25 protein-coding genes and 1 tRNA gene are annotated in these 26,830 nt (G+C 62.9%); 16 read left to right on the top strand and 10 right to left on the bottom strand.

The window, feature by feature from the left end; translation table 11 throughout:
* Window positions 1-62: 62 nt before the first annotated feature.
* The 4 genes from NYQ88_RS04245 to ugpC are packed head-to-tail and all read left to right on the top strand — an operon-like array spanning window position 63 to window position 4,249.
* The gene (locus NYQ88_RS04245; protein WP_275653726.1) at window positions 63-1,367 is read left to right on the top strand and encodes an ABC transporter substrate-binding protein; all 1,305 of its coding nucleotides are present in this window, start codon (window positions 63-65) and stop codon (window positions 1,365-1,367) included.
* Between the two features lie 47 nt (window positions 1,368-1,414).
* On the top strand, window positions 1,415-2,338 hold the full coding sequence (locus NYQ88_RS04240; RefSeq protein ID WP_275653725.1) for a sugar ABC transporter permease: 924 nt from the start codon (window positions 1,415-1,417) through the stop codon (window positions 2,336-2,338).
* Window positions 2,335-3,159, top strand: a complete 825-nt coding sequence (locus tag NYQ88_RS04235; RefSeq protein WP_275653724.1) for a carbohydrate ABC transporter permease — start codon at window positions 2,335-2,337, stop codon at window positions 3,157-3,159. The genes NYQ88_RS04240 and NYQ88_RS04235 overlap by 4 nt, the downstream gene beginning before the upstream one ends.
* Window positions 3,160-3,172: 13 nt before the next feature.
* A complete protein-coding gene (gene ugpC / locus NYQ88_RS04230) occupies window positions 3,173-4,249 on the top strand; it encodes a sn-glycerol-3-phosphate ABC transporter ATP-binding protein UgpC (RefSeq protein WP_275653723.1) in 1,077 nt (358 codons plus the stop codon).
* A 354-nt stretch (window positions 4,250-4,603) separates the two neighbouring features.
* Here the strand turns inward: ugpC and NYQ88_RS04225 are convergent.
* From NYQ88_RS04225 to NYQ88_RS04215, 3 genes are all read right to left on the bottom strand, one after another.
* Window positions 4,604-4,680, bottom strand: a tRNA-Arg gene (locus tag NYQ88_RS04225).
* Window positions 4,681-4,801: 121 nt separating this feature from the next.
* On the bottom strand, window positions 4,802-6,229 hold the full coding sequence (locus NYQ88_RS04220; protein WP_275653722.1) for a HAMP domain-containing sensor histidine kinase: 1,428 nt from the start codon (window positions 6,227-6,229) through the stop codon (window positions 4,802-4,804).
* Between the two features lie 51 nt (window positions 6,230-6,280).
* The gene (locus NYQ88_RS04215; RefSeq protein ID WP_275653721.1) at window positions 6,281-7,702 is read right to left on the bottom strand and encodes an FAD-dependent oxidoreductase; all 1,422 of its coding nucleotides are present in this window, start codon (window positions 7,700-7,702) and stop codon (window positions 6,281-6,283) included.
* 235 nt (window positions 7,703-7,937) lie between these two features.
* On the opposite strand from NYQ88_RS04215, the gene rpmH reads away from it, so the two are divergent.
* From rpmH to yihA, 4 genes are all read left to right on the top strand, one after another.
* Window positions 7,938-8,072, top strand: a complete 135-nt coding sequence (gene rpmH, locus NYQ88_RS04210; RefSeq protein WP_035077916.1) for a 50S ribosomal protein L34 — start codon at window positions 7,938-7,940, stop codon at window positions 8,070-8,072.
* Between the two features lie 13 nt (window positions 8,073-8,085).
* Window positions 8,086-8,493, top strand: coding sequence for a ribonuclease P protein component (rnpA, locus tag NYQ88_RS04205; RefSeq protein WP_275653720.1), 408 nt, complete (start codon window positions 8,086-8,088; stop codon window positions 8,491-8,493).
* Window positions 8,490-10,328 carry a membrane protein insertase YidC gene (yidC, locus tag NYQ88_RS04200; RefSeq protein ID WP_275653719.1) on the top strand — a complete coding sequence of 613 codons (1,839 nt, stop codon included), beginning with the start codon at window positions 8,490-8,492 and terminating at the stop codon, window positions 10,326-10,328. Before rnpA ends, yidC begins: the two co-directional genes overlap by 4 nt.
* A 67-nt stretch (window positions 10,329-10,395) precedes the next feature.
* Window positions 10,396-11,052 (top strand): ribosome biogenesis GTP-binding protein YihA/YsxC, encoded by a 657-nt coding sequence (yihA, locus tag NYQ88_RS04195; protein WP_275653718.1) that lies wholly within the window; start codon window positions 10,396-10,398, stop codon window positions 11,050-11,052.
* Between the two features lie 9 nt (window positions 11,053-11,061).
* Here yihA and NYQ88_RS04190 read toward each other — a convergent pair whose 3' ends face one another.
* The 5 genes from NYQ88_RS04190 to NYQ88_RS04170 form a co-directional block, all read right to left on the bottom strand.
* On the bottom strand, window positions 11,062-11,775 hold the full coding sequence (locus NYQ88_RS04190; protein ID WP_275653717.1) for a gamma-glutamyl-gamma-aminobutyrate hydrolase family protein: 714 nt from the start codon (window positions 11,773-11,775) through the stop codon (window positions 11,062-11,064).
* Between the two features lie 88 nt (window positions 11,776-11,863).
* Window positions 11,864-12,358 (bottom strand): peptide-methionine (R)-S-oxide reductase MsrB, encoded by a 495-nt coding sequence (gene msrB, locus NYQ88_RS04185; protein ID WP_275653716.1) that lies wholly within the window; start codon window positions 12,356-12,358, stop codon window positions 11,864-11,866.
* A gap of 131 nt (window positions 12,359-12,489) precedes the next feature.
* Window positions 12,490-13,053 (bottom strand): fasciclin domain-containing protein, encoded by a 564-nt coding sequence (locus tag NYQ88_RS04180; RefSeq protein WP_275653715.1) that lies wholly within the window; start codon window positions 13,051-13,053, stop codon window positions 12,490-12,492.
* Window positions 13,054-13,477: 424 nt separating this feature from the next.
* Window positions 13,478-14,182 (bottom strand): anti-sigma factor, encoded by a 705-nt coding sequence (locus tag NYQ88_RS04175; RefSeq protein ID WP_275653714.1) that lies wholly within the window; start codon window positions 14,180-14,182, stop codon window positions 13,478-13,480.
* Window positions 14,179-14,724, bottom strand: coding sequence for a sigma-70 family RNA polymerase sigma factor (locus NYQ88_RS04170; RefSeq protein WP_275654839.1), 546 nt, complete (start codon window positions 14,722-14,724; stop codon window positions 14,179-14,181). The genes NYQ88_RS04175 and NYQ88_RS04170 overlap by 4 nt, the downstream gene beginning before the upstream one ends.
* A 181-nt stretch (window positions 14,725-14,905) precedes the next feature.
* Here NYQ88_RS04170 and argB point away from each other — a divergent pair, with 181 nt between their 5' ends.
* The 4 genes from argB to NYQ88_RS04150 all read left to right on the top strand — a co-directional run bounded on the left by argB (window position 14,906) and on the right by NYQ88_RS04150 (window position 19,666).
* The gene (gene argB / locus NYQ88_RS04165; protein WP_275653713.1) at window positions 14,906-15,805 is read left to right on the top strand and encodes an acetylglutamate kinase; all 900 of its coding nucleotides are present in this window, start codon (window positions 14,906-14,908) and stop codon (window positions 15,803-15,805) included.
* Between the two features lie 143 nt (window positions 15,806-15,948).
* A complete protein-coding gene (locus tag NYQ88_RS04160; RefSeq protein ID WP_275654838.1) occupies window positions 15,949-16,701 on the top strand; it encodes a sulfite exporter TauE/SafE family protein in 753 nt (250 codons plus the stop codon).
* Between the two features lie 64 nt (window positions 16,702-16,765).
* Window positions 16,766-18,283, top strand: coding sequence for a threonine ammonia-lyase, biosynthetic (gene ilvA, locus NYQ88_RS04155; protein WP_275653712.1), 1,518 nt, complete (start codon window positions 16,766-16,768; stop codon window positions 18,281-18,283).
* A 147-nt stretch (window positions 18,284-18,430) separates the two neighbouring features.
* Window positions 18,431-19,666 (top strand): hypothetical protein, encoded by a 1,236-nt coding sequence (locus NYQ88_RS04150; protein WP_275653711.1) that lies wholly within the window; start codon window positions 18,431-18,433, stop codon window positions 19,664-19,666.
* Between the two features lie 182 nt (window positions 19,667-19,848).
* On the opposite strand, the gene NYQ88_RS04145 is transcribed toward NYQ88_RS04150, so the two are convergent.
* Window positions 19,849-20,790: an IS110 family transposase gene (locus tag NYQ88_RS04145; protein WP_275651579.1), complete on the bottom strand. Its 942-nt coding sequence runs from the start codon at window positions 20,788-20,790 to the stop codon at window positions 19,849-19,851.
* A gap of 450 nt (window positions 20,791-21,240) precedes the next feature.
* Between NYQ88_RS04145 and NYQ88_RS04140 the strand changes: the two genes are divergently transcribed.
* The 4 genes from NYQ88_RS04140 (at window position 21,241) to NYQ88_RS04125 (ending at window position 25,552) form a co-directional block, all read left to right on the top strand.
* Complete coding sequence (locus NYQ88_RS04140; RefSeq protein ID WP_275653710.1) at window positions 21,241-21,933, top strand: pyrimidine 5'-nucleotidase; 693 nt, start codon at window positions 21,241-21,243, stop codon at window positions 21,931-21,933.
* Window positions 21,934-22,012: 79 nt separating this feature from the next.
* Window positions 22,013-23,890 carry an ABC transporter ATP-binding protein gene (locus NYQ88_RS04135; RefSeq protein ID WP_275653709.1) on the top strand — a complete coding sequence of 626 codons (1,878 nt, stop codon included), beginning with the start codon at window positions 22,013-22,015 and terminating at the stop codon, window positions 23,888-23,890.
* 81 nt (window positions 23,891-23,971) lie between these two features.
* A complete protein-coding gene (locus NYQ88_RS04130) occupies window positions 23,972-24,283 on the top strand; it encodes a metalloregulator ArsR/SmtB family transcription factor (protein ID WP_275653708.1) in 312 nt (103 codons plus the stop codon).
* A gap of 306 nt (window positions 24,284-24,589) precedes the next feature.
* Entirely contained in the window at window positions 24,590-25,552 is a 963-nt protein-coding gene (locus NYQ88_RS04125; RefSeq protein ID WP_275653707.1) for a cation diffusion facilitator family transporter, read from the top strand.
* On the opposite strand, the gene NYQ88_RS04120 is transcribed toward NYQ88_RS04125, so the two are convergent.
* Complete coding sequence (locus NYQ88_RS04120; protein WP_275653706.1) at window positions 25,542-26,744, bottom strand: TIGR03862 family flavoprotein; 1,203 nt, start codon at window positions 26,742-26,744, stop codon at window positions 25,542-25,544. The genes NYQ88_RS04125 and NYQ88_RS04120 overlap by 11 nt on opposite strands.
* Window positions 26,745-26,830 lie beyond the last annotated feature (86 nt).

Below are 26,830 nucleotides of genomic sequence, written 5' to 3'. Positions count from 1 at the left end.
TGCGCTAAATCCATTTAGCAGACGGAAATATCCACTGCATCTACCCCTTGGAGGAGGTAACCGTGAGAAAACAGTCCCGCCACGCCCTGCGCATTGCCGCACTGACCTTGTCGGTTGCTGCGACTGCCGGCACCGCGCTGGCCGCACCGAGCTGCGGCCCAGACCCGGTCGTACTCAATTCATATTTTGAAACCGGCTTCCCGCTGCCCACGCGCCTGGCCGAAGAATTCACCAAGCAGTTCCCCAATGTCACCTTTGACATCAAGGAAGACCAGTTCGCCAATATGATGGAGAACTCGCCGCGCATCCTGTCCGAGCCGAACGCTCCGGACCTGATCCGCCTGCCCTCGTTGACCGACCTCGTCGCCAACAATCTGCTCAAGAATCTCGACGGTTACTTCGACGAATTCGGCTGGGACAAGTTCCCCGCTGGCCAGCTGGTGCAGCTGCGCGTTGAAGACGGCGGCCGCCCGCGCGGCACGGGCTCGCTCTACGCCATGGGCCTCAATTACTCGATGACCGGCGTGTTCTATAACAAGGAACTGGCGGCCCAGATCGGCATGACCGAAGCGCCCAAGACCCTTGCCGAACTCGACGCGCTGATGTCCAAGGCCAAGGAAGCCGGCATTCAGCCGATCATGCAGTTCAATAAGGGCACGGGCGGCCTCGCCTTCCCGCTGCAGAACCTGATGGGCTCCTATGGTGCGCCCGAGCCGATCAACGACTGGATCTTCCAGAAGGACGGCGCCACCATCAACACCGCTGACAACCTCAAGGCTGCCGAGCACCTCGAAGGTTGGATCAAGTCCGGCTTCTTCCCCTCCGATGCCAACGCCATCGAATATTTCCAGATGATGAGCCGTTTCATGGGGGGCGAAGGCCTCTTCATGTTCAACGGTGACTGGGAATCCGGCAATTTTGACAGCAATGCTGCCGGCAAGTACGGCTTCTTCATCATGCCGCCGCTGGAAGAGGGTGGCCGTCATGCTTCCATGTCCGCACCGCTGACCTTCGGTATCGGCGCCAATGCCAACAATGCCGATTGCGCTGCCTTCTTCCTGGATTGGGTTGCCACCAATGATGAAGCCCGCAAGATCAACGTTGCGGTGGGCGGTTCCAACCCGGGCGGCCCGGCCGATCTGGCCATCCCGGCTGTTGAACCCGGCTCGGTGACCGAAGCCTCGCTCGCCGCTGGCGCGACCCTTGCCCAGGACAATGGCGCGATGGACTTCATCGCCAACGCCACCGGCGCTATCTTCGCCGCGGGCTGGACCCCGGAACTGCAGAAGATGGTTGGCGGCCAGCAGAATGCCCAGGGCCTGCTCGACGCCGTCCAGCGCGAATACGAGACCCAGCTGTCCCGCTGATCGGGATCTGCTGCGCGACACGAACAGAGTGAAGGTGAACTAGACACATGTCCTCGACACCTGCCGCGCAGCGGCAAGAACAGCGGCTCCCCCAGTCCCGGGGGAGCCGCAAGTCCAGAAGGGCGGCCTGGCTCTTTGTTGCCCCCGCCTTCGCCTTTTACGCAGCCTTCGTGCTCGTACCACTGGCCATGAGCTTTTACTACTCGTTCCTGCGCTGGGACGGGATCGGCGAGGCGCGTTTCCACGGCCTCACCAACTACATCACAGTCCTGACCGACCCCAAGCTGCTGCAGATCATCGGCAATGCCTTCCAGCTCGTGGGCTATTTCACCATCATTCCGGTCGTGCTGGGACTGGCGGTCGCGTCCGTCATCCGCGGCCATATGGCGGGGCCGTTCGGCACCGCGACCCGCACCATTCTGTTCCTGCCCCAGGTCATTCCGCTGGTTGCCGCCGGCATCGCCTGGAGCTGGATGTTCGCCAATACCGGTGTCGTCAATCAGGGCCTGCGTGCCGTCGGTCTCTCCGACTGGGCGCGCGGCTGGCTGGGCGACTTCGTCTGGGCCCTGCCCGCTGTCGGCATCATCGGTGCATGGGTCTTGCTCGGCCTCTGCACCATGCTGCTTGTCACCGGCATCACCAAGATCGACCCGAGCCTCTATGAGGCCGCCCGTCTCGACGGCGCGCGCCCTTGGCATGAATTCCGTTACATCACCCTGCCCGGTCTTCGTCAGGAAATCGCCGTCTGCGTGACCCTCACCGTCATCTCGGCGCTGGCGAGCTTTGACATCGTCTACATCGCCACCCAGGGCGGTCCGGGCATTACGACCATGGTGCCCGGGCTCGAGATCTATCGCCTCGCCTTTGCCCATCGTCAGGTTGGCCTCGCCTCGGCGCTGGCCATTGTCCTGATGATCCTGGTGCTGATCTCCATCGCACCGGTCCAGTGGTTCGCTCGGGAAAAGAAATGACACTGCCGCGTCCAAACACACTCGTCGCGCGGGGTCTCATCATCATCCTGATGATCCTGACCCTGCTGCCCTTCCTCTCCATGCTCTCGGCCGCGCTGGCGCCGCAGGGCACCTATCCCAATGGCCTGCAATGGCCGGCAGACCCGCAATGGGGCAATTTCGTCCGTGCCTTCGAAGTCGCTAAAATGGACCAACTGCTCATCTCGAGCGGGCTGATCGTTCTAGGCGTGGTACCGATCTCCGTGCTTCTGGCCACCATGGCGGGCTATGGCTTGGCCAAGCTCACCACCAATAAATACAAGTGGCTCTACCTGATCTTCGTCTTCGGCCTGACGCTGCCTTTCGAGGCGGTGATCACGCCGCTTTATTACGAAGTGCGGGCCATGGGCCTCCTCAACACCCGCTTTGCAATCATCCTGCCGCTGATCGGCCTCTACATGCCCTTTGGCGTCTACTGGATGCGCGCGCACTTCCTCAACGTGCCGCACGACCTCACCGAAGCGGCCCAGCTCGACGGCGCCACACGCTGGCGGGAATTCTGGTATGTGCAGGTGCCCTTGGCCCGTCCGGCCATCATGTCGCTGACCATCCTGCTTTTCCTCTGGACCTGGAACCAGTTCCTGCTGCCCGTGGTCTTGGTGCAGGACCCGATGCAGCGCACCATGGCGGGTGCCCTCGGCGCCTTCCAGGGCCAGTGGGGCACCGATATTCCGCTGCTCTGCGCCGGCGCGCTGCTCATCCTCACGCCGACCATCATCATTTTCCTCATGTTCCAACGCCAGTTCGTCGCCGCCCTGATGCAGGGCGCGGTGAAGGGCTAAAGGAGTTTCTTCCATGGCTGGCCTGACCATCCGCTCCGTCCGCAAGAATTACGGCCCAGTGCCTGTCATCAAAGGCGTCGACCTCGACATCGCCCATGGTGAGTTTGTCGTCTTCGTCGGGCCATCAGGCTGCGGAAAGTCCACCTTGCTGCGCATGATTGCCGGGCTTGAGGACATCACCGAAGGTACGATCGCCATAGGCGACCGCGTCGTCAACGACGTCGAGCCGCGTGACCGTGGCGTCGCCATGGTGTTCCAGTCCTACGCGCTCTATCCCCATATGAGCGTTTACGACAATGTCGGTTTTGGGCTCAAAATGGCTGGCACGGCCAAGGATGTGCGCGACGCCAAGATCCGCGAAGCGGCCCGCATCCTGCAGATGGAGCACCTGCTCGATCGCAAGCCTGCCCAGCTCTCCGGCGGCCAGCGCCAGCGCGTCGCCATCGGCCGCGCCATCGTGCGCCAGCCTGACGTCTTCCTCTTCGACGAACCCCTGTCGAACCTTGACGCAGCCCTTCGCGGGGACATGCGGATGGAACTGGCGCGCCTGCACAAGGATCTCGACGCTACCATGATCTATGTGACCCATGATCAGGTGGAGGCCATGACGCTGGCCGACAAGATCGTGGTGCTCGATGCCGGCGTCGTCCAGCAGGTCGGCTCCCCGCTCGAGCTTTATAACAAGCCCGCCAATCTCTTTGTCGCCGGCTTTATTGGCGCTCCAAACATGAACCTTGTTCCTGGCAAGATCGAAGAGGTCGGCAACGGCCTCGTCACGGTCGCACTTGGCACCACAAAGGTTGAAGTCGCCACTGAAGGCATCGCGTCGGTCGCTGCTGGCGATGCGGTTACCCTCGGCGTGCGCCCGCATGCTCTCGTGTCCGACGCAAATGGTCCGCTCAAGGGCATCGTTCAGCTCATCGAGCAACTCGGTAACGAAACGGTCGTCCGCGTGAAACTGGCTGAAGGCGGGGAAATTACCGCCGTCCTGCCCGGTCAGTCGGGACACTCCGCTGGCGCCCCGATCTCCCTCGCCTTCGATCCGGCTGCCGCCCACCTGTTCGGAAGCGACCGCCACCGCATCGGCTAAATAACGCGGCACTTGGCGCCACCTCTAGATAACGCCCGATCCCCGGATCGGGCGTTATCATTTGGGCACAAGCCCCTCCGAATGTATGGCCGGCGTACAACGCCTCAGAAGGGCCACCACGAGGCCTGGGCACCGCCGGACCCACGCGCGACACCGCAGAGGCCCCCAACAGCCGCTGAGTGCCCCTGCTGGGGCGTGGATCATCATGCTGTGGCGATCAGCCTACGCTCTTGGCGCGCGATGAGTCCAACCCAACACGACAGGGCGAGATGCCCGAGGGCAACACTGCCCTGCAGGCAAAGCGATCATTGATTATGTTGGGAAAAATTGAATTTCTACACTGAAAGGTAGAAATGGCGCGCCCGGAACGATTCGAACGTCCGACCCCCAGATTCGTAGTCTGGTGCTCTATCCAGCTGAGCTACGGGCGCGCATGCCGCTTTTTCGCGGCGTTTGCTGGGGGAGAGCAATCTCTCCGTCCAACGAGGCAACCCATTACATTGGTGTTTTCCGCATTGCAAGCGGCAGCGACAGCTTTTTGCCGTCAATGTCTCATTGGCTGTGAATATCCACAGGCAAGACCAATTCGAAGCGGGTTCCGCCCTCTTCAGGGTCAACATGGCGCAGCTGGCCGCCGTTGGCCTCGGTCAATTCGCGTGCAATCGCAAGGCCTAGGCCAGTTCCGCCGGCGCGGGCCGATCCTTCGAAGGCGACAAAAAGATTGTCGCGGGCGCGTGGCGGCAGCCCCGGGCCGTTATCTGTGACCCACACGTTAACGTCAGCGCCGACCAGATGCGAAGTGACGACTATCTGCGCGCCCGCACGCTGCGGCGCGGCTTCCAGCGCCTCGCGGGCGTTCTTGAGCAGATTGACGAAGACCCGCCCCATCTGCCCCGCATCGATGAGAACAACGACATCCTCGGCAATGGCATTGTCGAAACTGATATCGGGGTGTCCGGCGACCCGGGCCTCAAAAGCTGCGTCCTCGACGAGGCCACGCAGGGCGACGGGTGCCAGCACCGGCACGCTTGCCGCTTCGCGCCCATAGTCGAGCACTGACTGGGCAAAGCCGATGGCCTTGTCGAGCGTGGTGACGAGCCGCGGAGCGAGGCGCTGCACTTTGGGATCATCGAGCGTCGCCACCTGATCGGAAAGCAATTGCGCCGAAGTGAGCGTATTGCGCAGATCGTGATTGATCTTGGCGACGGCGAGGCCGAGGTCAGCCAGATGGCGCTGCTGGCGCAGCATGGAGAACAATTCCCCTTCCATGGCCGAGAGCTCGCGTTCAAGCACGCCGATCTCGTCCCGCCGCGTCGTGGCGCTGAGGATGAGCGAGGCATTCTCGGGGGCCTGCCGGAAACTCAATATGTTTCGCGTCAGTCGCTGGATCGGTAAAATGAAGAGCTGGCTGACCAGCATATAGAGCGCAAAGGCCGTCACGGCGGCGATGCCGAGCGAGACCAGAAGGATATTGCGCGAATAGTCGATCATGTCCCGCCGCAGCTGCGTCTCGGGCATAAGAATCTCGACGAGACTTTCGTCAATGTCCCCCTCCCCGATGATTCGAAGCGTTCGCCCGGGCCCGGCCAGCAGCGTGTCGATGGCGCCGACCATCAGGCTGCCGATATCGCGCTGGCGCATGTCGGCGGTCACGACGACTTCGGGCGACACCGGCTCGGCCAGCTCGATGAGCTGGCTCTGGCCGGCACGGCGATAGACGATGGCGTCCGCCCCGGCGGAGGTCAGCAGGCGGTCGGTCAGGCTGCGCGGCAGGGCCATTACGTCGGGCACGGCGTCCAGCACACGTGCGGCCACGACACCCACACGCAGCCGATCATCGAGCCAGGTAGCGCGGAACATGGCGAGGGATGGGAGGTAGATCACGATCTCGACGAGAAAGATGACAGCAATGATCGCGGCTATCAGCTTGTTGGACAGGCTGGAAAGACGAACGGTACTGGCACGGGATTCGTCGGACATCGTGATTCGATATTAAGCCAAGCGCCTCTGCCGGTCACCCCTCCGCCACGCCTAGCGCGTAATGAGAGACCGAACGGCTCGCCGGAGCTTCAGGGAGGGGGAAGGGGGGCGCGGTGGGAGCGCCTCATCGGCCAGCTCCTGCAGCGCGGCAGCAAGGCTCGGACGCGGCACGGGCATGGCTGCAAGCCCCCTGAGGCCAATACGCCTGTGCATGGCGAGCCCCACGAGCCCGGCAAGCTCACCGGCATCGGGCGCCACGATGACTGCGCCCACGATCTGCTCATTCTTTTCGATAGCGAGTTTGACAAGGCCCCGGCGCTGCCCCCGCGCCGCCATCAGGGCATTCTCACCCAGATTGGCCCGCAGCAGCTGACGGCCGATGGTCTTTTTGTTCGACCCCGCGGCCATGGCTCCCAACTGGGCCAACGCCGGTTCCGTACCGACAATGCGCGGCACGATCGGCGTCGTCCCTGATCCACCGTGAACCAGAGCTTCCACCACGGCCCGGCCATGCGCGAGGGCTGCGGGGAATTGCTCCATACCAGCGGCGGGACCAACAAGGCGCACGGCGGGATTTGAGGTCTGGCCCAGAGGACCATGAACCAGTCCCGTGTCTTCTCCCTTGCGCGGACGGAGCCGCGCCTTGGCGAGATCCAGCGCCCGCCAGTCGACCGCACGACCCTCGGCCAAGAGAATATGGGAGACGTCGAGTGCCTCGGTCTCACCTTCAGCAGTTTCAACGAGCACGCCCGTGCCCTGGGCGCGCGGCACGATCTTTGCGACGCGGCTGCCAGCCAGAATACGCACGCCTTCGCCCTCGAGGCTGCGCAACAGGATATTGACCCCCTCCCGATCAAAGCCGGGCAAAGCTTCGCCCTGCGTCACCAGAGTGACTTCGGCACCAAGACGACGCTGGAGCTGGGCCATTTCGACAGCCGCCTCGCCGCCGCCGATGACCACCAGATGGGTCAGCTTACGGGTATTGTCGAGAATGGAATCGAGCGTGAAGGCGGGGACGCGATCAATGCCCTCAAGCTCGGGCACGATGGCCGTCGAGCCGCAGGCGAGAATTGTCGCACCTGGCTTTATAAGCGTGTCACCGATCTGAAGGGCGCGTGGACCGGCAAATTGGACATCACCGCGAAGGACCTCTATTCCCTTCGCGGTCAGTATGACGTCATCGTGCTCGATCCCCTGATGGCCAACGACGGCTTCGACCCGCTCGGCGACAGCCTTGAGCGCCGGCTTGCGGGGCTCCGGCAGCCCCATCGAGGCGGATCGGCGGAGGGTTTCGGCCATGGCTGCACTGGCGGAAAGAGCCGCAAGCCTTAGCGCAGACTGGTCTTGATCCCCCTGCTCGCCCCCTTCCCGGCCGGCCAGCACGACACTGGCTCCGAGACGGCGAGCATGGAGGGCAAGAGCGATGCCAAGGGCACCGGCACCCACAATGCACAGGTCAGGAGATTGGGACACGAGGCAAATCCGCCGCAGGCACTGAAGAAGGTAATCGTTATGGTGGCATATCGATTGATTGACAACAGGGCGGAAACCTTGCCCTTTCCCCCCGCTGCCGCGTTGACTTGATGCCGGCTTTTCCCTATAGACCCCTCGACCGAAGTCGACGTGGCCTGCGCCCGTTGACCAAACGAATTTTTCTGCGTCCCGCAGTGCCCAAGAAGAGGAACCGTGCTCTGCGCGGTCTGAAGTCATGAAGCGTACTTATCAGCCCAGCAAGCTCGTCCGCGCTCGCCGTCACGGTTTCCGCGCCCGTATGGCCACCAAGGACGGCCGTGCGATTCTCAACCGTCGTCGTCGCGACGGCCGCAAGAAGCTCTCGGCTTAAGGATTTTGGCCGGATGACGGCCGAACTCCCGATCCAATCTGTGAAATTGCGCCGCCTGAAGCGGCGCTCGCAATTTCTGAAGGCTGCCCGGGGCAATCGCGCCGGGCGGTCTGCATTTGGACTGCAGGCAATTCCGGCCCAGGATGACGACGCAGGCGTAGGCTTCACCGTCACCAAGAAAGTCGGCAACTCCCCCGAGCGAAACCGCATGAAGCGCCGCCTGCGCGCGGCTGCGGCAGCCTGCGCCGGTGACTTTGTGCCCGGCAATGATTATGTGCTCGTGGCGCGGCGTGAGGCGCTGAGCCAGCCTTTCGCCAAGATGGTCGCCGATCTGGGCGACCTGATTATCCGCGTGCATGACGAGAAGGCGGGGAATAACCGCTCCCATACCGGCCGTGGCCAACGGAACCTCAGACCATGAATTCTGACAATCGCAATGTCATCCTAGCCGTCGTGCTGAGCATGCTCGTGCTGTTCGGCTGGCAGTTCTTCATCGCCGGGCCGCAGCTCGAGCGCGCGCAGCAGCAGGCTGAAATTGCCGCCGCACAGCAGGCCGAAGCCCAGGGCAATCTGGCCGTGCCGCAGGACGGGACCACAGCCGCAGCAGGCGCCGCACCCGTCAGCGGCGGTGCGGTTGCGTTTGCCGACCGCGCCAGCGCCATCGCCGCATCCGCTCGCGTCGAGATCAACACCCCCGACCTCGATGGCTCGATCAATCTGGTCGGCGCGCGGATCGACGATCTCGAACTCAAGCAGTATCGCGAGACCACTGCCCCCGATTCTCCGATCATCACCCTGCTCTCGCCTGCCGGCGCGCCGGGTGGCTATTACATCGAGCAGGGCTGGGCGCCAGCAGCCGGCTCCACCGTTGCCCTGCCCGACGGCCAGACCCTCTGGTCCGTGGTTGGCGACAACACCACCCTCACCTCGGCAACGCCGGTCACTCTGCGCTATGACAATGGCCAGGGCCTGATCTTCACGCGCACAATTGCCGTCGACGATTTCTATCTCTTCACCACCACCCAGACCGTTGAAAACACCGGTACGGGCGATGTGGCGCTGTTCCCCTACGCACGCGTCGTGCGCCAGGGCACCCCCCCGGTGCAGAACTTCTTCATCCAGCATGAAGGCCTGATCGGCGTGCTCGGCTCCAACAATTGGGTCGCGCGCAAGTATCACGATATCCAGAACGATCGTCAGGTCGACTTCTCCTCGACCACCGGCTGGCTCGGCATCACCGACAAGTACTGGGCAACCGCCGTGCTGCCCAAGCCGGGCACCCAGATCAATGCGCGCTTTGCCCACACGCTTCAGGGCCAGACGCCGATCTACCAGTCGAACTATGTCGAGACACAGCCGATCGTCGTTCCTGCCGGCGGCAGCGCCAGCAGCGAAAGCTTCGTCTTTGCCGGCGCCAAGGAAGAACAGGTCATCGCCTCCTATGAGCGCGACCATGGCATCGACCGCCTCGAGCTGTTGATCGACTGGGGCTGGTTCCACTTCCTGACCAAGCCGATGCACTGGCTGCTGGTGACGCTCTACGGCATCCTGGGCAATTTCGGCCTCGCGATTCTTGCCGTGACCGTTATCGTCAAGGCCATCTTCTTCCCGCTCGCCAACCGTTCCTACGCGTCCATGGCCGCCATGCGCCGCGTACAGCCGGAAATGAAGGCGATCCAGGAGCGCCTCAAGGACGATCGCCCTGCTCAGCAGCAGGCGATGATGGAGCTCTACAAGAAGGAAAAGATCAATCCGCTGTCCGGTTGCTGGCCAGTGCTCGTGCAGATCCCGGTGTTCTTCTCCCTCTACACCGTTATCTTCATCAGCCTTGAGATGCGCCACGCGCCGTTCTTCGGCTGGATCCGGGATTTGGCAGCGCCCGATCCGACCAATATCTTTACCCTGTTCGGCCTGATCCCCTGGGATCCGACGGTCGTGCCGCTGCTCGGTTCGTTCCTGCACCTCGGCATCTGGCCGGTGATCATGGGCATCTCCATGTGGGTGCAGATGCGCCTCAACCCGCCGCCCCCGGATCCGACCCAGGCGATGATCTTCAACTGGATGCCGGTGATCTTCACCTTCATGCTGGGCGCATTCCCGGCGGGTCTGGTGATCTACTGGGCCTGGAACAACACGCTCTCGATCATCCAGCAGTGGACGATCATGAAGCGGCACGGCGCAGAGGTGAACCTGTTCGGCAATATCCTCGAGAGCTTCAAGCGCAAGCCCAAGCCCGCCGACACCCCAAAGAACTGACCTCGGCCAGAACCCTAACCGAGGCCCGTCGGCAACGCCGGCGGGCCTTGCCTTTGAAAGGCGCGACATGAGCACCGAACCCGACTTTCCACCCGACATCATCGAGCGCGGTCGCCTGATGTTTGCGCGCCCGATTCTCTTCGTCAAAGGCTGCGTCAGCATCCCAGACCTGCCGGAAATGGACCGGGTGGAAATCGCCTTCGCCGGCCGCTCCAATGTCGGAAAGTCGAGCCTGATCAACGCCTTGTGCGGCACTACGGGCCTCGCCCGTACGTCCAACACCCCCGGCCGCACCCAGGAACTCAATATTTTTGAGAGCCAGAGCGAGAACCTGCGCATCGTCGACATGCCAGGCTATGGCTACGCCAAGGCGCCCGAGCCGAAGGTGAAGGCGTGGACCAAGCTCGTCCATCAGTACCTGACCGGCCGCGCCACGCTGCGCCGCGTCTATGTGCTGGTCGACAGCCGCCACGGCCCCAAGGACAACGACATCTCGGTGATGAACGAGCTCGACCGCGCCGCGGTGAGCTATCAGGTGGTGCTGACCAAGGTCGACAAGCCGCTGGCCAGGGACCTCGAAAAGGTTATTGCCGCCACCCGCGCCACCATCGCCAAGCGCCCCGCCGCGCATCCTGACATCATTCAGACGTCGAGCGAAAAGGGCAGTGGCCTCAAGCACTTGCGGAGCGAGATCGCCCTGCTGATGGCCGCAGCCGACGTTTAGAACCAGGCGTCAGGCCACGGCCTGACGCAGGAATTTGACGATATATTCCGACAGCAAATGGCTGTCGGACGGGGTGGAGAAACTGGCCGCGACACTGTCCGCCTGTTCCGCCCCCAGCACCGCCCGGCGCAACTCGGCGAGGGCTAGTGCATAATCATCCTCGAACTCAGGATGTGGCTGAAAACTCAGCGCTTTTCCGTTCGCGTAATAGAGCCCTGCATTGGGCGTGAAAGGCGTCGAGAGGATGACCTCGGCCATTTTCGGCGGGGTGATCACCTGGTCCTGATGCGAGCAGGCGATGGAGAGCGTTTCGGGCGCATCGGTCATGAAATCAGGGCGTGCTGCGACCGTGTAGCAGTGGCGACCAACGCCCCAGCCCTTCTCGGATTTTCTGACGTCCCCGCCCAGCGCATCGGCCATGATCTGATGGCCAAAACAGATGCCGAGCATGGGAATTCCGGCGTCATAGGCCTTGCGGATGAATTGGCGCAACGGCTCGATCCAGGGCAGATCGTCATAAACCCCGGCCGGCGAACCCGTGATAACAATTGCTGTCATTTCGGTGGGATCGGGTAGCAGACTGTTAGCATTGACCGCGACCAAATCGTATTCAAAGCTATCCGAAATGCGGTCGAACATCCGCTCGAACATGCGGGAATAGTCGCCGAACTGCGGCCGCAGCGGCGCCGGGACATCGCCGGTCTGAATAATGGTGATTTTCATGGTCTGCGCCAGGGAGGGATCTCATGGCGCACATAGAGCCAGTCTACCCCTGTGGCAAGACAGGGGGACAAATTCACGCACGCCGGCGCTACGCAGCCTTGAAGTTCAGCGCCACGCCGTTGATGCAATAGCGCAGGCCCGTGGGCGGGGGACCGTCCTCGAAGACATGCCCCTGATGACCACCGCAATTGGAACAGTGCACCTCGACCCGGCTCATGCCCAGGCTGTTGTCTTCCGACGTGCCAATGGCGCCGCCGATGAAGTCCCAGAAGCTGGGCCAGCCGGTGCCGCTGTCGAATTTGGTATCGGAGGAGAACAGTGCCGCATCGCACCCTGCGCAGTGATAGAGCCCGTGGCGCTTTTCATCGTTGAGCGGCGAAGTAAACGCGCGTTCGGTGCCTTCGCGACGAAGCACTTCATAGGCTTCCGGCGAAAGGCGCTGGCGCCACTCGTCATCGCTCATCTGAAAATCGAAATGCCCTTCGGCGGCATCAACCTTTGCCGGCAACCGGAAAACTCCGAAAGCGAGCACCAGGCCCAGGGCGGTCCCCGAAATCAGAAAGGCGCGTCTAGTCTGGAGCATCGTTCTCTTCCCCGAGCCCGCCGTTGTCCGGCAGGTATTTGCACGGACTATAGGGCAAGCTCGGAATACTGTTCGTCAAGTTTTAGTGAGACGTCGCGCGAGAGAAACGCGACGTCTCCACACCTAACTTCTTAGCTCTTTGGGGTAAGGACAGCGTCGATGACATGAATGACGCCATTGGACTGAATAACGTCAGCAATGGTTACATTTGCCACGGTGCCGTTTTCGTCAGTGACAGTGACCTTTCCATCATCGGCCTTGAGCGTCAGCTTGCAGCCGCCGACTGTGTCGACCACGGCTTCGCCATTGCCGTCGGTAACCATCTGGACGACGTCGGCTGCGAGAGCCTTCGCCGGCACGACGTGGCAGGTGAGGATCTGGGTCAGCATGTCCTTGTTCTCGGGGAGAAGCAGGGTGTCGACGGTGCCGGCCGGCAGCGCGTCAAAGGCAGCATTGACCGGGGCGAACACGGTGAACGGGCCGGCGCCCGAAAGGGTTTCGACAAGGCCAGCAGCCTGGACCGCGGCAACGAGGGTCGTGTGGTCAGCCGAATTGACGGCATTTTCGACGATGTTCTTGTCAGCGAACATGGCGGCGCCGCCGACTTCGGGATTGTCCTGGGCAAGGGCAGCGCCGGTGAGGGCGCCGAAGGACAGAATGGTGGCGACGGAGAGAGTACGAAGCGAAAGGGTCATAGCGAGGTCTTTCCTGTTGAATTTCGTTCCCGTGTCATCGGGACAGAGGCAGTTACGGAAGACCGGAAAAAAGAGTTTCAGGATTTTTTCGTTTTGTTTTTTTTGGGGGGGGCGAGATGGATTGCCCGAACAGGCCGGGCAATGACGATGGGGCCAAGGTTGGGGTGCTTTTGGCTGACCGCCGTACAGAAGCCCCCACCCAGCGCCGCTAGGGCCTCGCGGCCCAAGCTTTGCTGCCCTCCCCACAAGGGGGAGGGAGGGCATCGTGTGTTTTAAAGTCTTTAGGGTAGAGCACCGATTTCGCCGGATACGCAGGAGCACCTCCCTCCCCCTTGTGGGCTTCGATCCGGGCCGAAGGCAAAATCGCCCCAGTGGGGCGATTTTAGGTGAGAAGGATTGAGGGTGGGGGTGAACTCCCCCTGCCCTAAATCCTCGTGACGGCGCCCTGGGCGACGATGGGGCCGGAGGCGATGCCGTCGGGGGCGCCGCCCTTAGGTTCGAGGGTGATGGCGAGGACCGAGCCTTCACCCCAGCCGGCCTGGATCGCCGGGCTGAGTTCGACGGTGCTGCGCGCATTGACCGGGACAATACCCATGGACACCGGCGCCCCACCGCCCTGGATGGCCCAGAGCTCATAATCGCGGTCGGGGACTTCGGAGCCCGAAAGTGCCGTCAGCCGGACCTCACCGGTGCCATCGTAAAGCGCCACGAATTGCACGTCGCTGCCCTCTGCACGAAGCGCAGCAACCAATTGGGTGGTGAGAGCGGCCGAATTGGGAGCCGGTTGCACCAGCGAGAATCCGACGGCGGCAACAGCAATGGCCAGAGCACCCGCCGTGATGCCGCGCCAGAGCGCCAGACTATCCCACCAGGATTGTGGCACGGGTGCCGGAAAGAGACGGGCTTCAATGCCGGTCCAGCTATGGGCCGGCGGCGCAACTTCCTCGAATTCGCTGTCGAGAGCGGCGAACCGCGCGCTCCAGAAATCACGTTCCCTCTGCAGCGCCGGACTGTCGGCAATGAGCTTTTCGACGCGCAGATGTTCGGCGCTGTCGAGCAGGCCGAGCACATATTCGGCCACGAGGGGTGCCTTGCCCTGCCCCTTGCTGTCTTGTGGTCCTGTGCTCATGCCGTCAAACACTCTCGCAGTTTTAGGAGGCTGCGGCGCAGCCAGGTTCGCATTGTATTGAGCGGCACCGCATAGCGCTGCGCCAGTTCTTCGTAGCTGAAGCCATCGAGATAGGCTCCCTTGACTGCCTCGGCCCGATCCGGGTCGAGGGTCGCGAGGCAATTGGTAATCCGCGCCCCGTCCTGCTTGGTCTCGGTCGCCCGCTCGGGCGTGGGCATATCGTCCGCCAGATCGAATATTTCATCAATATCGTCCGTGGCGGGACGGCGGGCCCGCAGCATGTCGAGCGCATGATTGCGCGCGACAGCCACCAGCCAGCTGATCGGGCTTGTCTGACCGGGCACATATTGTCCGGCGCGCTGCCAAATCTTCACGTAGACTTCCTGAACGGCCTCTTCGGCCTCGCCCCTGTCACGCAAGATACGCAGCACCACGCCAAAGAGTTTCGCGCTGGTGCGGTCATAAAGTCGACGAAACGCGGCCCTGTCACGCAAGGCGCAGCGCGCAATCAAATCAGCCACTTCCCGAGCAGCCGGTTGCATGGTCATATCGACAAGCCTCCGAGGTCCGCACGAATGAGCATGTGCGGTTGTGACGGAGTACGCAATCGGGGGACAATCGGATCATCGAACATGATTTTGTCTGGCTTGCCGATTTAAACGGAACAACAAATAGACTAGACCCATTGCCCGACTGCAGGCCTAGCCAGGGAAACGCCTACCCATGTCCGACCAAGCCTCCACCGATCGGTTCAGCCACGACGCCGGTATCCTCGCTCAGGCCCTGCCCTATATGCAGCGCTATGAAGGCAAGACCGTCGTCGTAAAATACGGCGGCCACGCCATGGGCAATATCGAGCTCGGCCGCGCCTTTGCCCGCGATATCGCGCTGCTCAAGCAGTCCCGCGTCAATCCAATCGTGGTCCATGGTGGTGGTCCGCAGATTGCATCCATGCTCAAGAACCTTGGCATCGAGTCCAAGTTCGAGGGCGGACTGCGCGTAACTGACGAGCGCACCATGGAAGTCGTCGAGATGGTTCTCGCCGGCTCGATCAACAAGGAAATCGTCGCGCTGATCAATGCCGAAGGCGAATGGGCCATCGGCCTCTGCGGCAAGGACGGCAACATGGTCTTCGCCAAGAAGGCCGAAAAGACCGTCAAGGACCCCGGCTCCAATATCGAGCGTGTGCTCGACCTCGGTTTTGTCGGTGAGCCGGTCGAGGTCGACCGCACTCTGCTCGACACCCTCGCCCGCTCGGAAATGATCCCGGTGATCGCCCCGGTCGCACCCGGCCGCGACGGCGCCACCTATAACATCAACGCCGATACCTTTGCCGGCGCCATCGCCGGTTCGCTCGGCGCCAAGCGCCTCCTGTTCCTGACCGACGTCGACGGCGTGCTCGACGCCAACAAGAAGCTCATTCCCGAGCTGACGGTGCGCGACGCCAAGGCGCTGATCGCTGACGGCACCATTTCGGGCGGCATGATCCCCAAGGTGGAAACCTGCCTCGAGGCGCTCGAAAACGGCGTCGAAGGCGTGGTGATCCTCAACGGCAAGCAGCCCCATGTCGTGCTGGTCGAACTGTTCACCGAATTCGGCGCCGGCACGCTGATCGTCCGCTAAAATCCGGGATGGGCCGTCTCTGAGCGGCCCATCAATGCAACTGGCCGGGGGGGCATCGGCGTTTCCCCCAGCTCGAACCGCCGCATCGCTGCAGTTTGAAAAAGTTGGGGGGCGATGTGCCGGAAGAATTTTTCATCTTCGCCATGGTGGGCTTTCTCGCCCAGATCGTCGACGGGGCCCTGGGCATGGCCTATGGCGTCGTCAGCTCCACCATGCTGCTCGCCTTTGGCGTGTCGCCTGCCGCCGCCTCGGCCAGCGTCCACGCCGCCGAAATGTTCACCACCGCTGCCTCGGCCACGAGCCATGTGCGCCACAAGAACGTCAACTGGCGCCTGTTCTGGCGCCTCGCGCCCGCCGGCGTGCTGGGTGGCGTGCTCGGCGCCTATGTGCTCACCGCGATCGATGGTGCGGTGTTGCGGCCATGGGTCACCACCTATCTGGCCATGCTCGGCGTCTACATCCTCTATCGCGCCATGCGCGTGCGTCCGGCCTACAAGGAGCCGCGCAAGCGCGTGGTCATGCCCCTCGGGGTCGCCGGCGGCTTTGTCGACGCGGCCGGTGGTGGCGGCTGGGGCCCGATCGTGACCTCGAGCCTCATCGGCGGCGGCGCGGCACCGCGCTATGTCATCGGCACCGTCAACTGCGTGGAATTCTTTGTCACGACCGCGGTGTCGGCGGCCTTCATCATCGCGCTGCTGACCGGCCACTGGCAGGAGGCCGAAGGCATTGCCGGCCACGCATGGTCGGTGGGCGGGCTGGTGGTGGGTGGCGTGCTCGCCGCGCCGCTTGCGGGCTTTGTGGTGCGGGCCATTCCGGCGCAAAAGCTCATGCTGCTGGTGGGGACACTGGTGCTGTGTCTTGCCGGCTACCAGACCTGGCAATTGCTGAGCGCCTGAGCGGCCAAGGTTGACATTTGGGCCGGGCGGGCCTTTGTCCCGGGTGCCGTTTCCGGAGCCCGCCATGCACGATTATGTCCGCAAGATCCTCTCGTCCTCCGTCTATGAAGTGGCCGTGCAGACGCCGCTCGACAAGATGAAGCGCCTGTCCGAGCGGTTGGGGCAAACCATTCTGCTCAAACGCGAGGACGAGCAGCCGGTGTTCTCGTTCAAGATCCGCGGCGCGCATAACCGCATCGCCCATCTCACCGCCGAAGAGCGCGCGCGTGGCGTCATCTGCGCCTCGGCCGGTAATCACGCGCAGGGGGTGGCGCTCTCGGCGAGCCGGGCGGGCATCAGATCGGTGATCGTCATGCCGACGACGACGCCGGATATCAAGGTGTCCTCTGTGCGCCAGCTGGACGGGGAAGTCGTGCTGTTCGGCGAAGGGTTTGACGCCGCCCGCGCCCATGCCGAGGACTTGGCGGAACGGCACGGCTATGTCTTCGTGCATCCGTTCGATGATCCCGATGTCATCGCCGGCCAGGGCACGATCGGGCTCGAAATCGTGCGCCAGCATCCCGGACCGATCGGCGCCATCTATGTGCCCATCGGCGGCGGTGGGCTGGCCGCGGGGATCGCCAGTTTCGTCAAGTTTTTGCGGCCGGAAATCCGTGTCATCGGCGTCGAGCCGGAAGAAGCCGCCTCGATGCAAGCGGCGATTGCGGCGGGGCGCCCGGTGGCGCTCGATCAGGTGGGGCTCTTTGCCGATGGGGTTGCCGTGCGCCAGGTGGGCGACGAGACCTTCCGGCTCTGCCGCGACCTGCTCGACGATATCGTCACCGTGTCGGCTGACGAGATCTGCGCCGCCATCAAGGATATTTTTGACGACACACGCGCCATTGCCGAGCCGGCAGGGGCGCTGGCCCTCGCCGGGCTGCGGCGTGAAATCGAAACCGACAAGGCGCCCGAAGGCGCGCTGATCGCTATCAATTCGGGCGCCAATGTCAATTTTGATCGCCTGCGCTATGTGGCCGAGCGGGCTGAGATCGGCGAACGCGCCGAGGCGCTGCTGGGCGTCACCATTCCCGAGAAGCCGGGCAGCTATCGCGCCTTTATCCGGCTTTTGGGGCAGCGCGCGATCACCGAATTCAACTATCGCTACGCGGCGGGTAGCGAGGCCCATATCTTCGTCGGCATCAAGCTGGCCGGGGGCGAAAAGGAAAAGCAGGAGATCGTCACCCACCTCACCGAGAACGGGCTCGAGGTGACCGATCTCACCGACAATGAAGTGGCAAAACTCCATGTCCGGCACATGGTGGGCGGACGGGTGGCCGGGCTCGACAATGAGATGATCTTCCGCTTCGAGTTTCCCGAACGGCCGGGCGCCCTGCTGCGGTTTCTCGAAGGGCTGAACGACGAGTGGAATATCTCGCTCTTCCACTATCGCAACCATGGTGCCGATTATGGCCGCGTGCTGGTCGGCGCCGAAGTGCCGCCCGAGACCCGCGCCGATCTCTTCGCCCATATCGAGGCCATTGGCTTCCCCTATTGGGACGAGACGGAAAACCCGGTCTACAGGCAATTTCTTCAGGCTCGCTGAACCAATCCCGCGCAAACAGGGTTGGAAAAGCGGGGCAAAGATGCTGATCATCGCAATTCAGCCGTGAAGCACCGCCATCAAGCCCCGGTGGGGCAACACAAAAGGGACATGTGCGCCTGATCTACTGGGTGCATGGCACGAAATCGGATGACGCAGACCATGATGATGATGACGACCAAGATCAAAGGCTTGATGCTGGCTTCGGGCCTGGCGACGCTGGCCATGTTGCAGCCGGCGATGGCGCTCGACGCCCAGGCCTTCATGCAGCGCATCGCTGACGTCTACAAGATGGGCGGCTATGACATCACTTTCGACACGGCGACCGCCAATGGCGACACCGTGGTCGTGGACGGCCTCAATGTCTCCATCACCGGCGTTGACGAAGCCATCGCGCTCGATACCCAGCTGACCTTCACCGGCGTCAGCGAGACCGATGATGGCGGCTTCACCGCCGAACGCCTCACCGTACCCGATATCGACACCAATTTCTCCGAGGATCCGGTCGGCCGTGTGACGGTGACGGGCATCGTCGTCGAGGACATCTACCTGCCCCCGGCTGGCCCGATGGATACCGTCGACCTGATGATGACCGCCGGCCGCATGGCCACCGGGCCGATTACCGTGACCCGTGACGGCGCCGACTTCTTCTCGATCGCCGGCATCGATGCCACCAATGAATTCAGCTTCGACGCCAATGACGAACTGACCGATATCGTCTCGGTGTTCGACATCACCGATATCCGTGCCGATCTCTCTGCCGCCAGCGAGGAAGATCCGGACACCGCCGCCACCATCGAGGCGCTCGGTCTCACCACGATCAGCGGCAACATCAACCAGTCGATGAGCTGGACCATGACCGATGGCCACGTGGTGATCGACCAGTTCCTGATGGATTTCGACAATGTCGGCGCACTCAATTTCACCGCTGACCTTTCGGGCCTGACCCCGGCGATCCTCGACAAGATCTACGCCATGCAGGCCAGCACCATGGACCCGACCAGCGAAGAGGCCCAGGCCAAGCAGATGATGCTCGGCATGGAACTGCTGCAGGCCATCTCGCTCGCTGGCGTGAACGTGCGCTATGACGAAGACTCGCTGGCCGGCAAGCTGCTCGACTTCTACGCCGCCCAGTCCGGCGCTGAACGCGCCGAATTCGTGGAAGGCATCAAGGCCATGCTGCCCCAGATGATCGGCCAGTTCGGCATCCCCGCGCTGTCCGACATGGTCGTGCCCGCCGTCACCGCCTTCCTCGATAATCCACAGAGCTTTGAAGTCGCCATCAAGCCAGCCCAGCCGACGAGCCTCCTCGTTCTCAGCGCCGCTGCTGCCAATCCGGCCGGCCTGATTTCGGCGCTGGGCCTGGCAGTTACCGCCAACCAGTAAGCTCTTTGCGGCTTTGTCGTTTTGCCCTCTCCCGCGCTGCGGGGGAGGGTTTTGTTTTTTGGGAGGCATGACGACCATCCCGATTTCCTCCGGACGCCCGCGGTTCTTTCGTCATCACCGGGATTGTCCGGGTGATCCAGTTTTGTGGCGAGATGGATTGCCCGGACAAGCAACCGTGGACATCACTGTTGGAATGCCGGTTCCTGTCGGGCGATGGCGTTGAGGATTGTGATGAGTTTTCTCACCGTTGCGATCATGGCGAGTTTGAAGGGTTTTCCGCGCAGGCGCAGTCTTTGATAGAAGCCGCCGAGAACGGGGTCTTTCACCTTGATGGCGCTGAGCACGGCCATGTAGGCGATATCGCGCAGATGTTTTCGTCCGCCAAGACAGCGGCCGTTGCGATCCGATGCGCCCGATTGGCGGGCATAAGGGGCAACGCCGATGAGTGCTGCGGCCACCTTGGCGGAGACCTTGCCGAGCTCGGGCATGTCGGCCAGTAAGGCGATCGCCAGAACCGGACCGACGCCGGTCACCTGCCGCAGCCGCGCCTGGCGCTGCTGGAGCTGGCGATTGTCGGCGAGAAGGGCAGTGATGGCCGCTTCGATGCGTTTGATCTCCAGGGCGATGGCCGCCAGACGCTCCTCGATCAGGCTGCGCACAAGCGGCTCGTCGATGGTATCGAGCTGACTGACAAGGCCGCTCTTTTCCGCAACGATCCGCCGCCGATGGGCTGTGAACGCGCTCAGCCTTTGTCGGATCGGATCAGACACATAAGGGGTCAAGCTGGCGCGCACGGCCTGCAGATAACGCGCGATCAGAGCGGCATCGATCTTGTCGGTTTTGGCCAATTGGCCGATACCCCGCGCGTAACTGCGGATCCGCGCCGGGGCTAGAACATGCACTTCAAGGCCAGCGGCATGCAGGCTCTCGGCCACGCGGGCTTCATAGCCTCCCGAGGCTTCGAGCCCGATGGCCAACGGCCCCAGTCTGGCCAGGCGCTGCGTCAGCTCGGCGAGCGCCTCCGGTCCAGTGCTGCAACGCCAGGATTTGCCAGCGGGATGGGTATGAACGTCCAGATGCGTCTTGGAAACGTCGATGCCAACGAAGAGGGTGTCGTGTATCATGACCTTGCTCCCAGGCTTGTGGTGCGGGCAACAGCCCGATCAACCGTTCGGGGTCAAAGGGAGCAGACAGGGCCTTGCTCGTCCTCGGCTGTGACAAACCAGCCGGACAAAACGGCCTCCTGACTGCATCAGCCGGGATGCGCAACCCGGCTGATGCCACCACTAAAGCACAGATCCTCCACACAAGCCGGGCAATGACGATGGAGGGATAGGGCGGTGGCTCTGGCGGCATCGCGTTGGGCCGCGGCTGCAGCGCTGGCCCCCACCCCCACCTAACCTCCCCTGGTAGGGGGAGGGACGCATCGGGATTGCGGTGCCTTCGGAGAGCCACCGACGAGCCCCTCCCCCTTGACAGGGGGAGGTTGGGTGGGGGTTTCTTGATGCGCGGGATATATCGGCCCTGCGTTTTTGGCGGGTGAAGCGGCTTCACGGTTCTGGTAAGCTCAGCCCATGAACACTTCTGCGCCGCGCTTTGATCACGTCACCGATTGGGTCTTTGACCTCGACAACACGCTTTATCCCCGGGAGTGCAACCTCTTTGCGCAGGTGGATATCCGCATCACCCATTATGTGATGGATGTCACCAAACTCGAGTTCGATGCGGCCCGCACGCTGCAGAAGCAATATTACCGGGACTTCGGCACCACGCTCAACGGGCTGATGATCCAGCACCAGATCGATCCCGACCACTTCCTCAATACGGTCCACGCCATCGACTACACGCCGGTGATGCCCCACCCGGAACTGATCGCCGCAATCCGCGATCTGCCTGGGCGAAAACTGATCCTGACCAATGGTGACACCGGCCATGCGCGCTCCGTGCTGCGCCAGCTGGGCGGGGACGATCTGTTCGAACATGTGCACGATATCCGTGCCATGACCTTCGTGCCAAAACCGCACCGCGAGGCCTATGACGGCTTCTTTGCGCGCTACGACATCGACCCCAGCCGCGCGGCCATGTTCGACGATCTCGAAAAGAACCTCGTCGTGCCCCATGAGACGGGGATGGCGACGGTGCAGGTCGTCGCCGGCGAAGGCTTTGTGCATGAGCAGGTGGAAGCCTGGGAGCTCGATCAGGCCGCAGGGCCACATGTGCAGCATGTGACCGCCGATCTTGCCGGGTTCCTGCGCAACCTGACCTAGCGCAGGTGATCTCAGGAACAGCGTTTAATTCGCGCCGGGCTTATTTCCTGACGCACCGTGCCACAGTACAGTAGCGACCATGACCGACCTGCCCGGGCGTCGCCCACCCCCAATTCCCGACAAGACCCCGACCTTCCGCGAGCGCCTCCACAATCTGCGCCATCTCGGACGGCTCGTGGCGCAGATCTGGCGCACCAGTCGCTGGCTGACGGCCGCGACAGTGGTCCTGCGCCTGATTGCAGCATTTCAGCCCGTGGCCGTGCTCTACGCGGCCAAGCTGATCGTCGACGAGGTGGTGCGGCTTACGGCCATCGCGGCGCCGGGCCCGGAATTTATCGATTGGTGGAGCTCGGGCCTTCTGACGCCCGTGCTGTGGCTGCTGGTGCTGGAATTTTCGCTGGTGCTGGCCAATGACATCATTGCCCGCGCCACGGGTCTGGTGGATTCCATCCTCTCTGAACTGCATTCCAACCAGGTCAGCATCGAGCTGATGGGCCACGCCGCCCGGCTGGATCTGATGCATTTCGAGAGCGCCGAATACCAGGACCGGCTGGAGCGGGCGCGCCGACAGGCGGCCGGGCGCAATGCGCTGCTGAGCCAGATGTTCGGCCAGGCCCAGGACATCCTCACCGTGATGACACTGGCCGGTGGCCTGTTCTTTTACGCGCCCTGGCTGATCCTCCTGCTGCCGCTCAGTTTCATTCCCTCGATCTGGGGCGAAACGCGGTTCAACACGCTCGCCTATATGCTGAGCCGCTGGCGCACGCCTGAACGCCGCGAGATTGAATATCTCCGCCAGATCGGGGCGAGCGCCGAGACCGCCAAGGAGGTCAAACTCTTTGGCCTGGGCGATTATCTGATCAGCCGTTTCCGGACGCTCGCCAACCAGATCTTTATCGAAAACCGCCGCGTCGCCATGCTGCGCGCCAGCTGGGGCGCCCTCTTTACCGGCATAGCCAGCCTCGCCTACTACGCCGCCTATGGCTATATCGTCTGGCGCACCATCACCGGGGAATTCACCCTGGGTGACCTGGCGTTCCTCTCGGGCTCTTTCCTGCGGCTTAACGGGTTGTTCCAGCGCATTCTGCTCGGCTTTACCCAGATCGCCGGGCAATCCATGTATCTCGACGATCTCTTTTCCTTTTTCGAGATCGAGCCGACCGTGCTGCCGCCGGAAAATCCCAAGAAATTCCCAGCGCCGATCCGGAGCGAAATTGCTTTCGAAAATGTCGGCTTTCGCTATCCGGAAACCGAAAACTGGGTGGTGCGCGACCTCTCCTTCACCCTCGCCGCCGGGCAGACCCTGGCGCTGGTGGGCGAGAATGGCGCCGGCAAGACCACGATCGCCAAGCTTCTTACGCGCCTCTATGACCCGAGCGAGGGTCGCATCACCATTGATGGCATTGACCTCAGGGATATGGACCCCAAGGACATCCACGCCCATGTCGGGGTGATCTTTCAGGATTTCATCCGCTACTCCTTCACCGCCCGCGACAATATCGGGGTTGGGCGGATCGAGGCGCGCGAGGACCAGGAACGCATCAACCTCGCGGCCGAGCAGAGCCTCGCCGACAGCGTCATCGCCAAACTGCCCAAGGGCTATGACCAGCAGCTGGGGCGCCTCTTCAAGCAGGGGCGCGACCTTTCGGGTGGCGAATGGCAGAAAGTGGCAATCGCCCGCGCCTATATGCGCGACGCCGAGCTGATCATTCTGGACGAACCGACGGCTGCGCTCGACGCCAAGGCGGAGGCCGAGGTTTTCGCGCGCTTCAAGAACCTCGCCCATGGCAAATCGGCGGTGATCATCTCGCATAGGTTTTCGACCGTGCGCATGGCCGACCGTATCCTCGTGCTCGACAATGGCGCCATCCTCGAAGCGGGCACGCATGAGGAACTGCTGGCGATCAATGGCCGCTATGCCGAGCTGTTTGAACTGCAGGCAGCGGGCTATCGCTGAGCGAGGGCCGATCCGTTCTGGCCAAGGCCCCAGAACCTGCCTAACTAGATGATGACGAAGCGCTGAACCGACGAGCTCGCCGTGCCCCTGCCCGAGGACAACACTATTACCGTGATCGCCGAGACATTTCGGCTGCTCGGCGATCCGACGCGGCTGAAGATCGTGCTGACCTGCCTTGAAGGGCCGATTGCCGTGGGGGATATCGCCAAGGCGACGGGCGCCAGCCAGTCTCTGGTGAGCCACCATCTGCGCCTCCTGCGCGCCGCCCGGCTGGTGCGCGGCACGCGGCGCAACAAGCAGGTTTTTTACGAGGCCGCTGACGCTCACATCGCCAATATCCTCGCCGACATGGTGGCCCACGCCATGGAAGAGCATGAGGACGACGAGGGGTAGTCATTGAGGTGGCCTGCGATTGCTACCCCACGACCAAGCCTTCACCTTAGTAGAACCCCCACGGACGCCCCGGCTCCATCGCCTCCCTCCCCCTTGTGGGGAGGGAATGAGGGTGGGGGTTGTGGGCATCGCGTTTGCGGAAACACACCCCCACCCTGGGCGCTGCGCGCCGTCCCTCCCCACAAGGGGGAGGGAGACGCCGGGAGCCGACAGTCTGGAGCGAAGCTGAAGTGTCACGCCGACAAGCCCCGCTTGACGCTCACACATATGAACGTCTATTCATATATAGAGTAGTTGAGAAAAGCCATGTCCGGGCACGACCATAGTCACGAGCACGACCATTCGGGGCATGACCACGATCATGCGGGCCACAGCCACACGCCCAAAGTCAGTGCCAATAATGAGCGGGCGGTGCTGATCGGGCTGGTCCTGACCGGCGCGTTCATGATTGCCGAACTCGTGGGCGGCTATCTCTCGGGATCATTGGCGTTGATTGCCGACGCCGGGCATATGCTGACCGATACAGTGGCGCTGTTCCTCGCCTGGCTGGGTTTTCGCCTCGGCAGCCGCCCGGCCGACAGCAAGCGCAGCTTCGGCTATGCGCGGCTCGAGGTTCTGGCGGGGCTACTCAATGCACTGACGCTGTTCGCGCTGGTCGGCTGGATCGCCTATGAAGCGATCAACCGGCTGTTTGAACCGCAGGAAGTGCTGGCCGGGCCGATGCTGATCGTCGCCGTGCTGGGGCTGCTGGTCAATTTGGGCGTGTTCCGCATCCTCCAGGGCGCAGACAAGGATCACGTCAACATCAAGGGGGCGAGCCTCCATGTGTTGGGCGATCTGCTCGGCTCGGTCGGCGCGATCCTTGCGGCGGTGATCATCTGGCTCACCGGATGGACGCCGATCGATCCGATCCTCTCTGTGTTCGTGAGCCTTCTTATCCTGCGCAGTGGCTGGGCGCTGCTGATGCGGACGTTCAACATATTGATGGAAGGCGCGCCCGAGGGGTTTGACAGCGCCACGCTGGAGGCCGGGCTGGTGAAAACCGTGCCGGGGCTCGCGAAGGTCAGCCACCTTCACGTGTGGTCGCTGTCCTCGGGGCGGACCATGGCGACACTCGAGATTGCGCTGGCGCCCGGCGCCGATCCGGCGGAGGTCACGGCGGCCACCAAGGCGGCGCTGCAGGCCGACTTCGATATCGGCCACAGCACCATCGAAATCGACTGGACCGGATCAGGTCGGGGGTGCCCCGGAGAGGCGACTAGCCCTTGAGGTAGGCCAGAGCACCCTCCGCGGCGGCGCGGCCAGAGGCGAAGCACGCCGTGAGGAGATAGCCGCCTGTCGGGGCTTCCCAGTCGAGCATTTCACCAGCCGGGAAAATCCCGGCGCGGGCCGTGAGCATGCCATTATCGTCGAGGGCGGAGAATTCTATCCCGCCCGCCGTCGATATGGCGCGCTCGATCGGGCGCGGCCGGACGAGCGGAATGGGCAGGGCCTTGATGGCGGCAGCGAGCGCCTCGGGCGACATCTGCGCTGCAGCCGGTAATACCTCGCGCACGAGACTGGCCTTGACCGGATCGAGCCCGGCGCCTTTTCGCAGGCGATTGGAAAAGCTGAGTTTTTGCGGCTGGCGGGCGAGATCGGCGGCAAGGCGATCCGCGGTGCGAGCGGGGACCAGATCGACGACGAGCGCGGCGGGAGAACCGGCGAGCAGCGCATCGCGCAGCGGCGCGGCATGGAGATAGACGAGACCGCCCTCAATGCCGGTGGCGCTGACGACGAACTCACCGGGAATAGTGCCGGCAGCGCTGGTGGCAGTGACCGATTTGATCGGGGCTCCAGCGAAGCGCTCGATAAAGACCGGGCTCCAGTCGACGTCAAAACCGCAATTGGCGGGCTTGAACGGGGCAAGCGCAACACCGGCGTCGGAAAGAATCGGCGCCCAGGCACCGTCCGATCCGAGCCGCGCCCAGGAGGCGCCGCCGAGGGCGAGAATGGTGGCGTCGAATTTCCCTTCGACCCTGCCCTCGGGCGTGTCGAAGACGAGCGCGTCTTCCTCAAAGCCCATCCAGCGATGGCGGGGTTTTAGCTTAACACCGGAGGTCTCGAGGCGGGCAAGCCAGGCGCGCAGGAGCGGCGAGGCCTTCATCGCCTTTGGAAAGACGCGGCCGGAGGAGCCGACAAAGGTTTCAACGCTGAGATCGGCGCACCATTGGCGCAGGTCATCGGCAGTAAACGCATCGAGCGCGGCCGAAAAACGCTCCGGCACGTTGCCATAGCGTTTGCGCAGCGCATCGTGTGGTTCGGAATGGGTGATGTTGAGGCCCGACTTGCCGGCCATAAGCAGTTTGCGGCCCATGGTGGGCATGGCGTCAAAGACGGTGACGTCCTCGCCCGCTGCAGCCAGCACTTCTGCGGCCATGAGCCCTGCAGGGCCGCCGCCGATGACAGCCGTTCGGGCCATGATACGCTCTCCTGAAACCGGCCCGATGGGCCCTGCCCTTCCTTAGCGACAATTGCGCGCCGGGCGCAACTGAGGCATAGGCTGAA

Source organism: Devosia sp. SD17-2, assembly GCF_029201565.1.
In the GTDB taxonomy this organism is placed as follows: Bacteria; Pseudomonadota; Alphaproteobacteria; order Rhizobiales; family Devosiaceae; genus Devosia.
The sequence above is the reverse complement of the archived record's forward strand: the minus strand, read 5'-3'. Positions and strand labels throughout refer to the sequence as shown.

Coding starts and splice junctions, on each gene's coding strand:
- NYQ88_RS04240 (WP_275653725.1), top strand. CDS start 1,415: ATGTCCTCGACACCTGCCGCGCAGCGGCAAGAACAGCGGCTCCCCCAG.
- NYQ88_RS04235 (WP_275653724.1), top strand. CDS start 2,335: ATGACACTGCCGCGTCCAAACACACTCGTCGCGCGGGGTCTCATCATC.
- ugpC (WP_275653723.1), top strand. CDS start 3,173: ATGGCTGGCCTGACCATCCGCTCCGTCCGCAAGAATTACGGCCCAGTG.
- NYQ88_RS04220 (WP_275653722.1), bottom strand. CDS start 6,229: ATGTCCGACGAATCCCGTGCCAGTACCGTTCGTCTTTCCAGCCTGTCC.
- rpmH (WP_035077916.1), top strand. CDS start 7,938: ATGAAGCGTACTTATCAGCCCAGCAAGCTCGTCCGCGCTCGCCGTCAC.
- rnpA (WP_275653720.1), top strand. CDS start 8,086: ATGACGGCCGAACTCCCGATCCAATCTGTGAAATTGCGCCGCCTGAAG.
- yidC (WP_275653719.1), top strand. CDS start 8,490: ATGAATTCTGACAATCGCAATGTCATCCTAGCCGTCGTGCTGAGCATG.
- yihA (WP_275653718.1), top strand. CDS start 10,396: ATGAGCACCGAACCCGACTTTCCACCCGACATCATCGAGCGCGGTCGC.
- NYQ88_RS04190 (WP_275653717.1), bottom strand. CDS start 11,775: ATGAAAATCACCATTATTCAGACCGGCGATGTCCCGGCGCCGCTGCGG.
- msrB (WP_275653716.1), bottom strand. CDS start 12,358: ATGCTCCAGACTAGACGCGCCTTTCTGATTTCGGGGACCGCCCTGGGC.
- NYQ88_RS04180 (WP_275653715.1), bottom strand. CDS start 13,053: ATGACCCTTTCGCTTCGTACTCTCTCCGTCGCCACCATTCTGTCCTTC.
- NYQ88_RS04175 (WP_275653714.1), bottom strand. CDS start 14,182: ATGAGCACAGGACCACAAGACAGCAAGGGGCAGGGCAAGGCACCCCTC.
- NYQ88_RS04170 (WP_275654839.1), bottom strand. CDS start 14,724: ATGCAACCGGCTGCTCGGGAAGTGGCTGATTTGATTGCGCGCTGCGCC.
- argB (WP_275653713.1), top strand. CDS start 14,906: ATGTCCGACCAAGCCTCCACCGATCGGTTCAGCCACGACGCCGGTATC.
- NYQ88_RS04160 (WP_275654838.1), top strand. CDS start 15,949: ATGGTGGGCTTTCTCGCCCAGATCGTCGACGGGGCCCTGGGCATGGCC.
- ilvA (WP_275653712.1), top strand. CDS start 16,766: ATGCACGATTATGTCCGCAAGATCCTCTCGTCCTCCGTCTATGAAGTG.
- NYQ88_RS04150 (WP_275653711.1), top strand. CDS start 18,431: ATGACGCAGACCATGATGATGATGACGACCAAGATCAAAGGCTTGATG.
- NYQ88_RS04145 (WP_275651579.1), bottom strand. CDS start 20,790: ATGATACACGACACCCTCTTCGTTGGCATCGACGTTTCCAAGACGCAT.
- NYQ88_RS04140 (WP_275653710.1), top strand. CDS start 21,241: ATGAACACTTCTGCGCCGCGCTTTGATCACGTCACCGATTGGGTCTTT.
- NYQ88_RS04135 (WP_275653709.1), top strand. CDS start 22,013: ATGACCGACCTGCCCGGGCGTCGCCCACCCCCAATTCCCGACAAGACC.
- NYQ88_RS04125 (WP_275653707.1), top strand. CDS start 24,590: ATGTCCGGGCACGACCATAGTCACGAGCACGACCATTCGGGGCATGAC.
- NYQ88_RS04120 (WP_275653706.1), bottom strand. CDS start 26,744: ATGGCCCGAACGGCTGTCATCGGCGGCGGCCCTGCAGGGCTCATGGCC.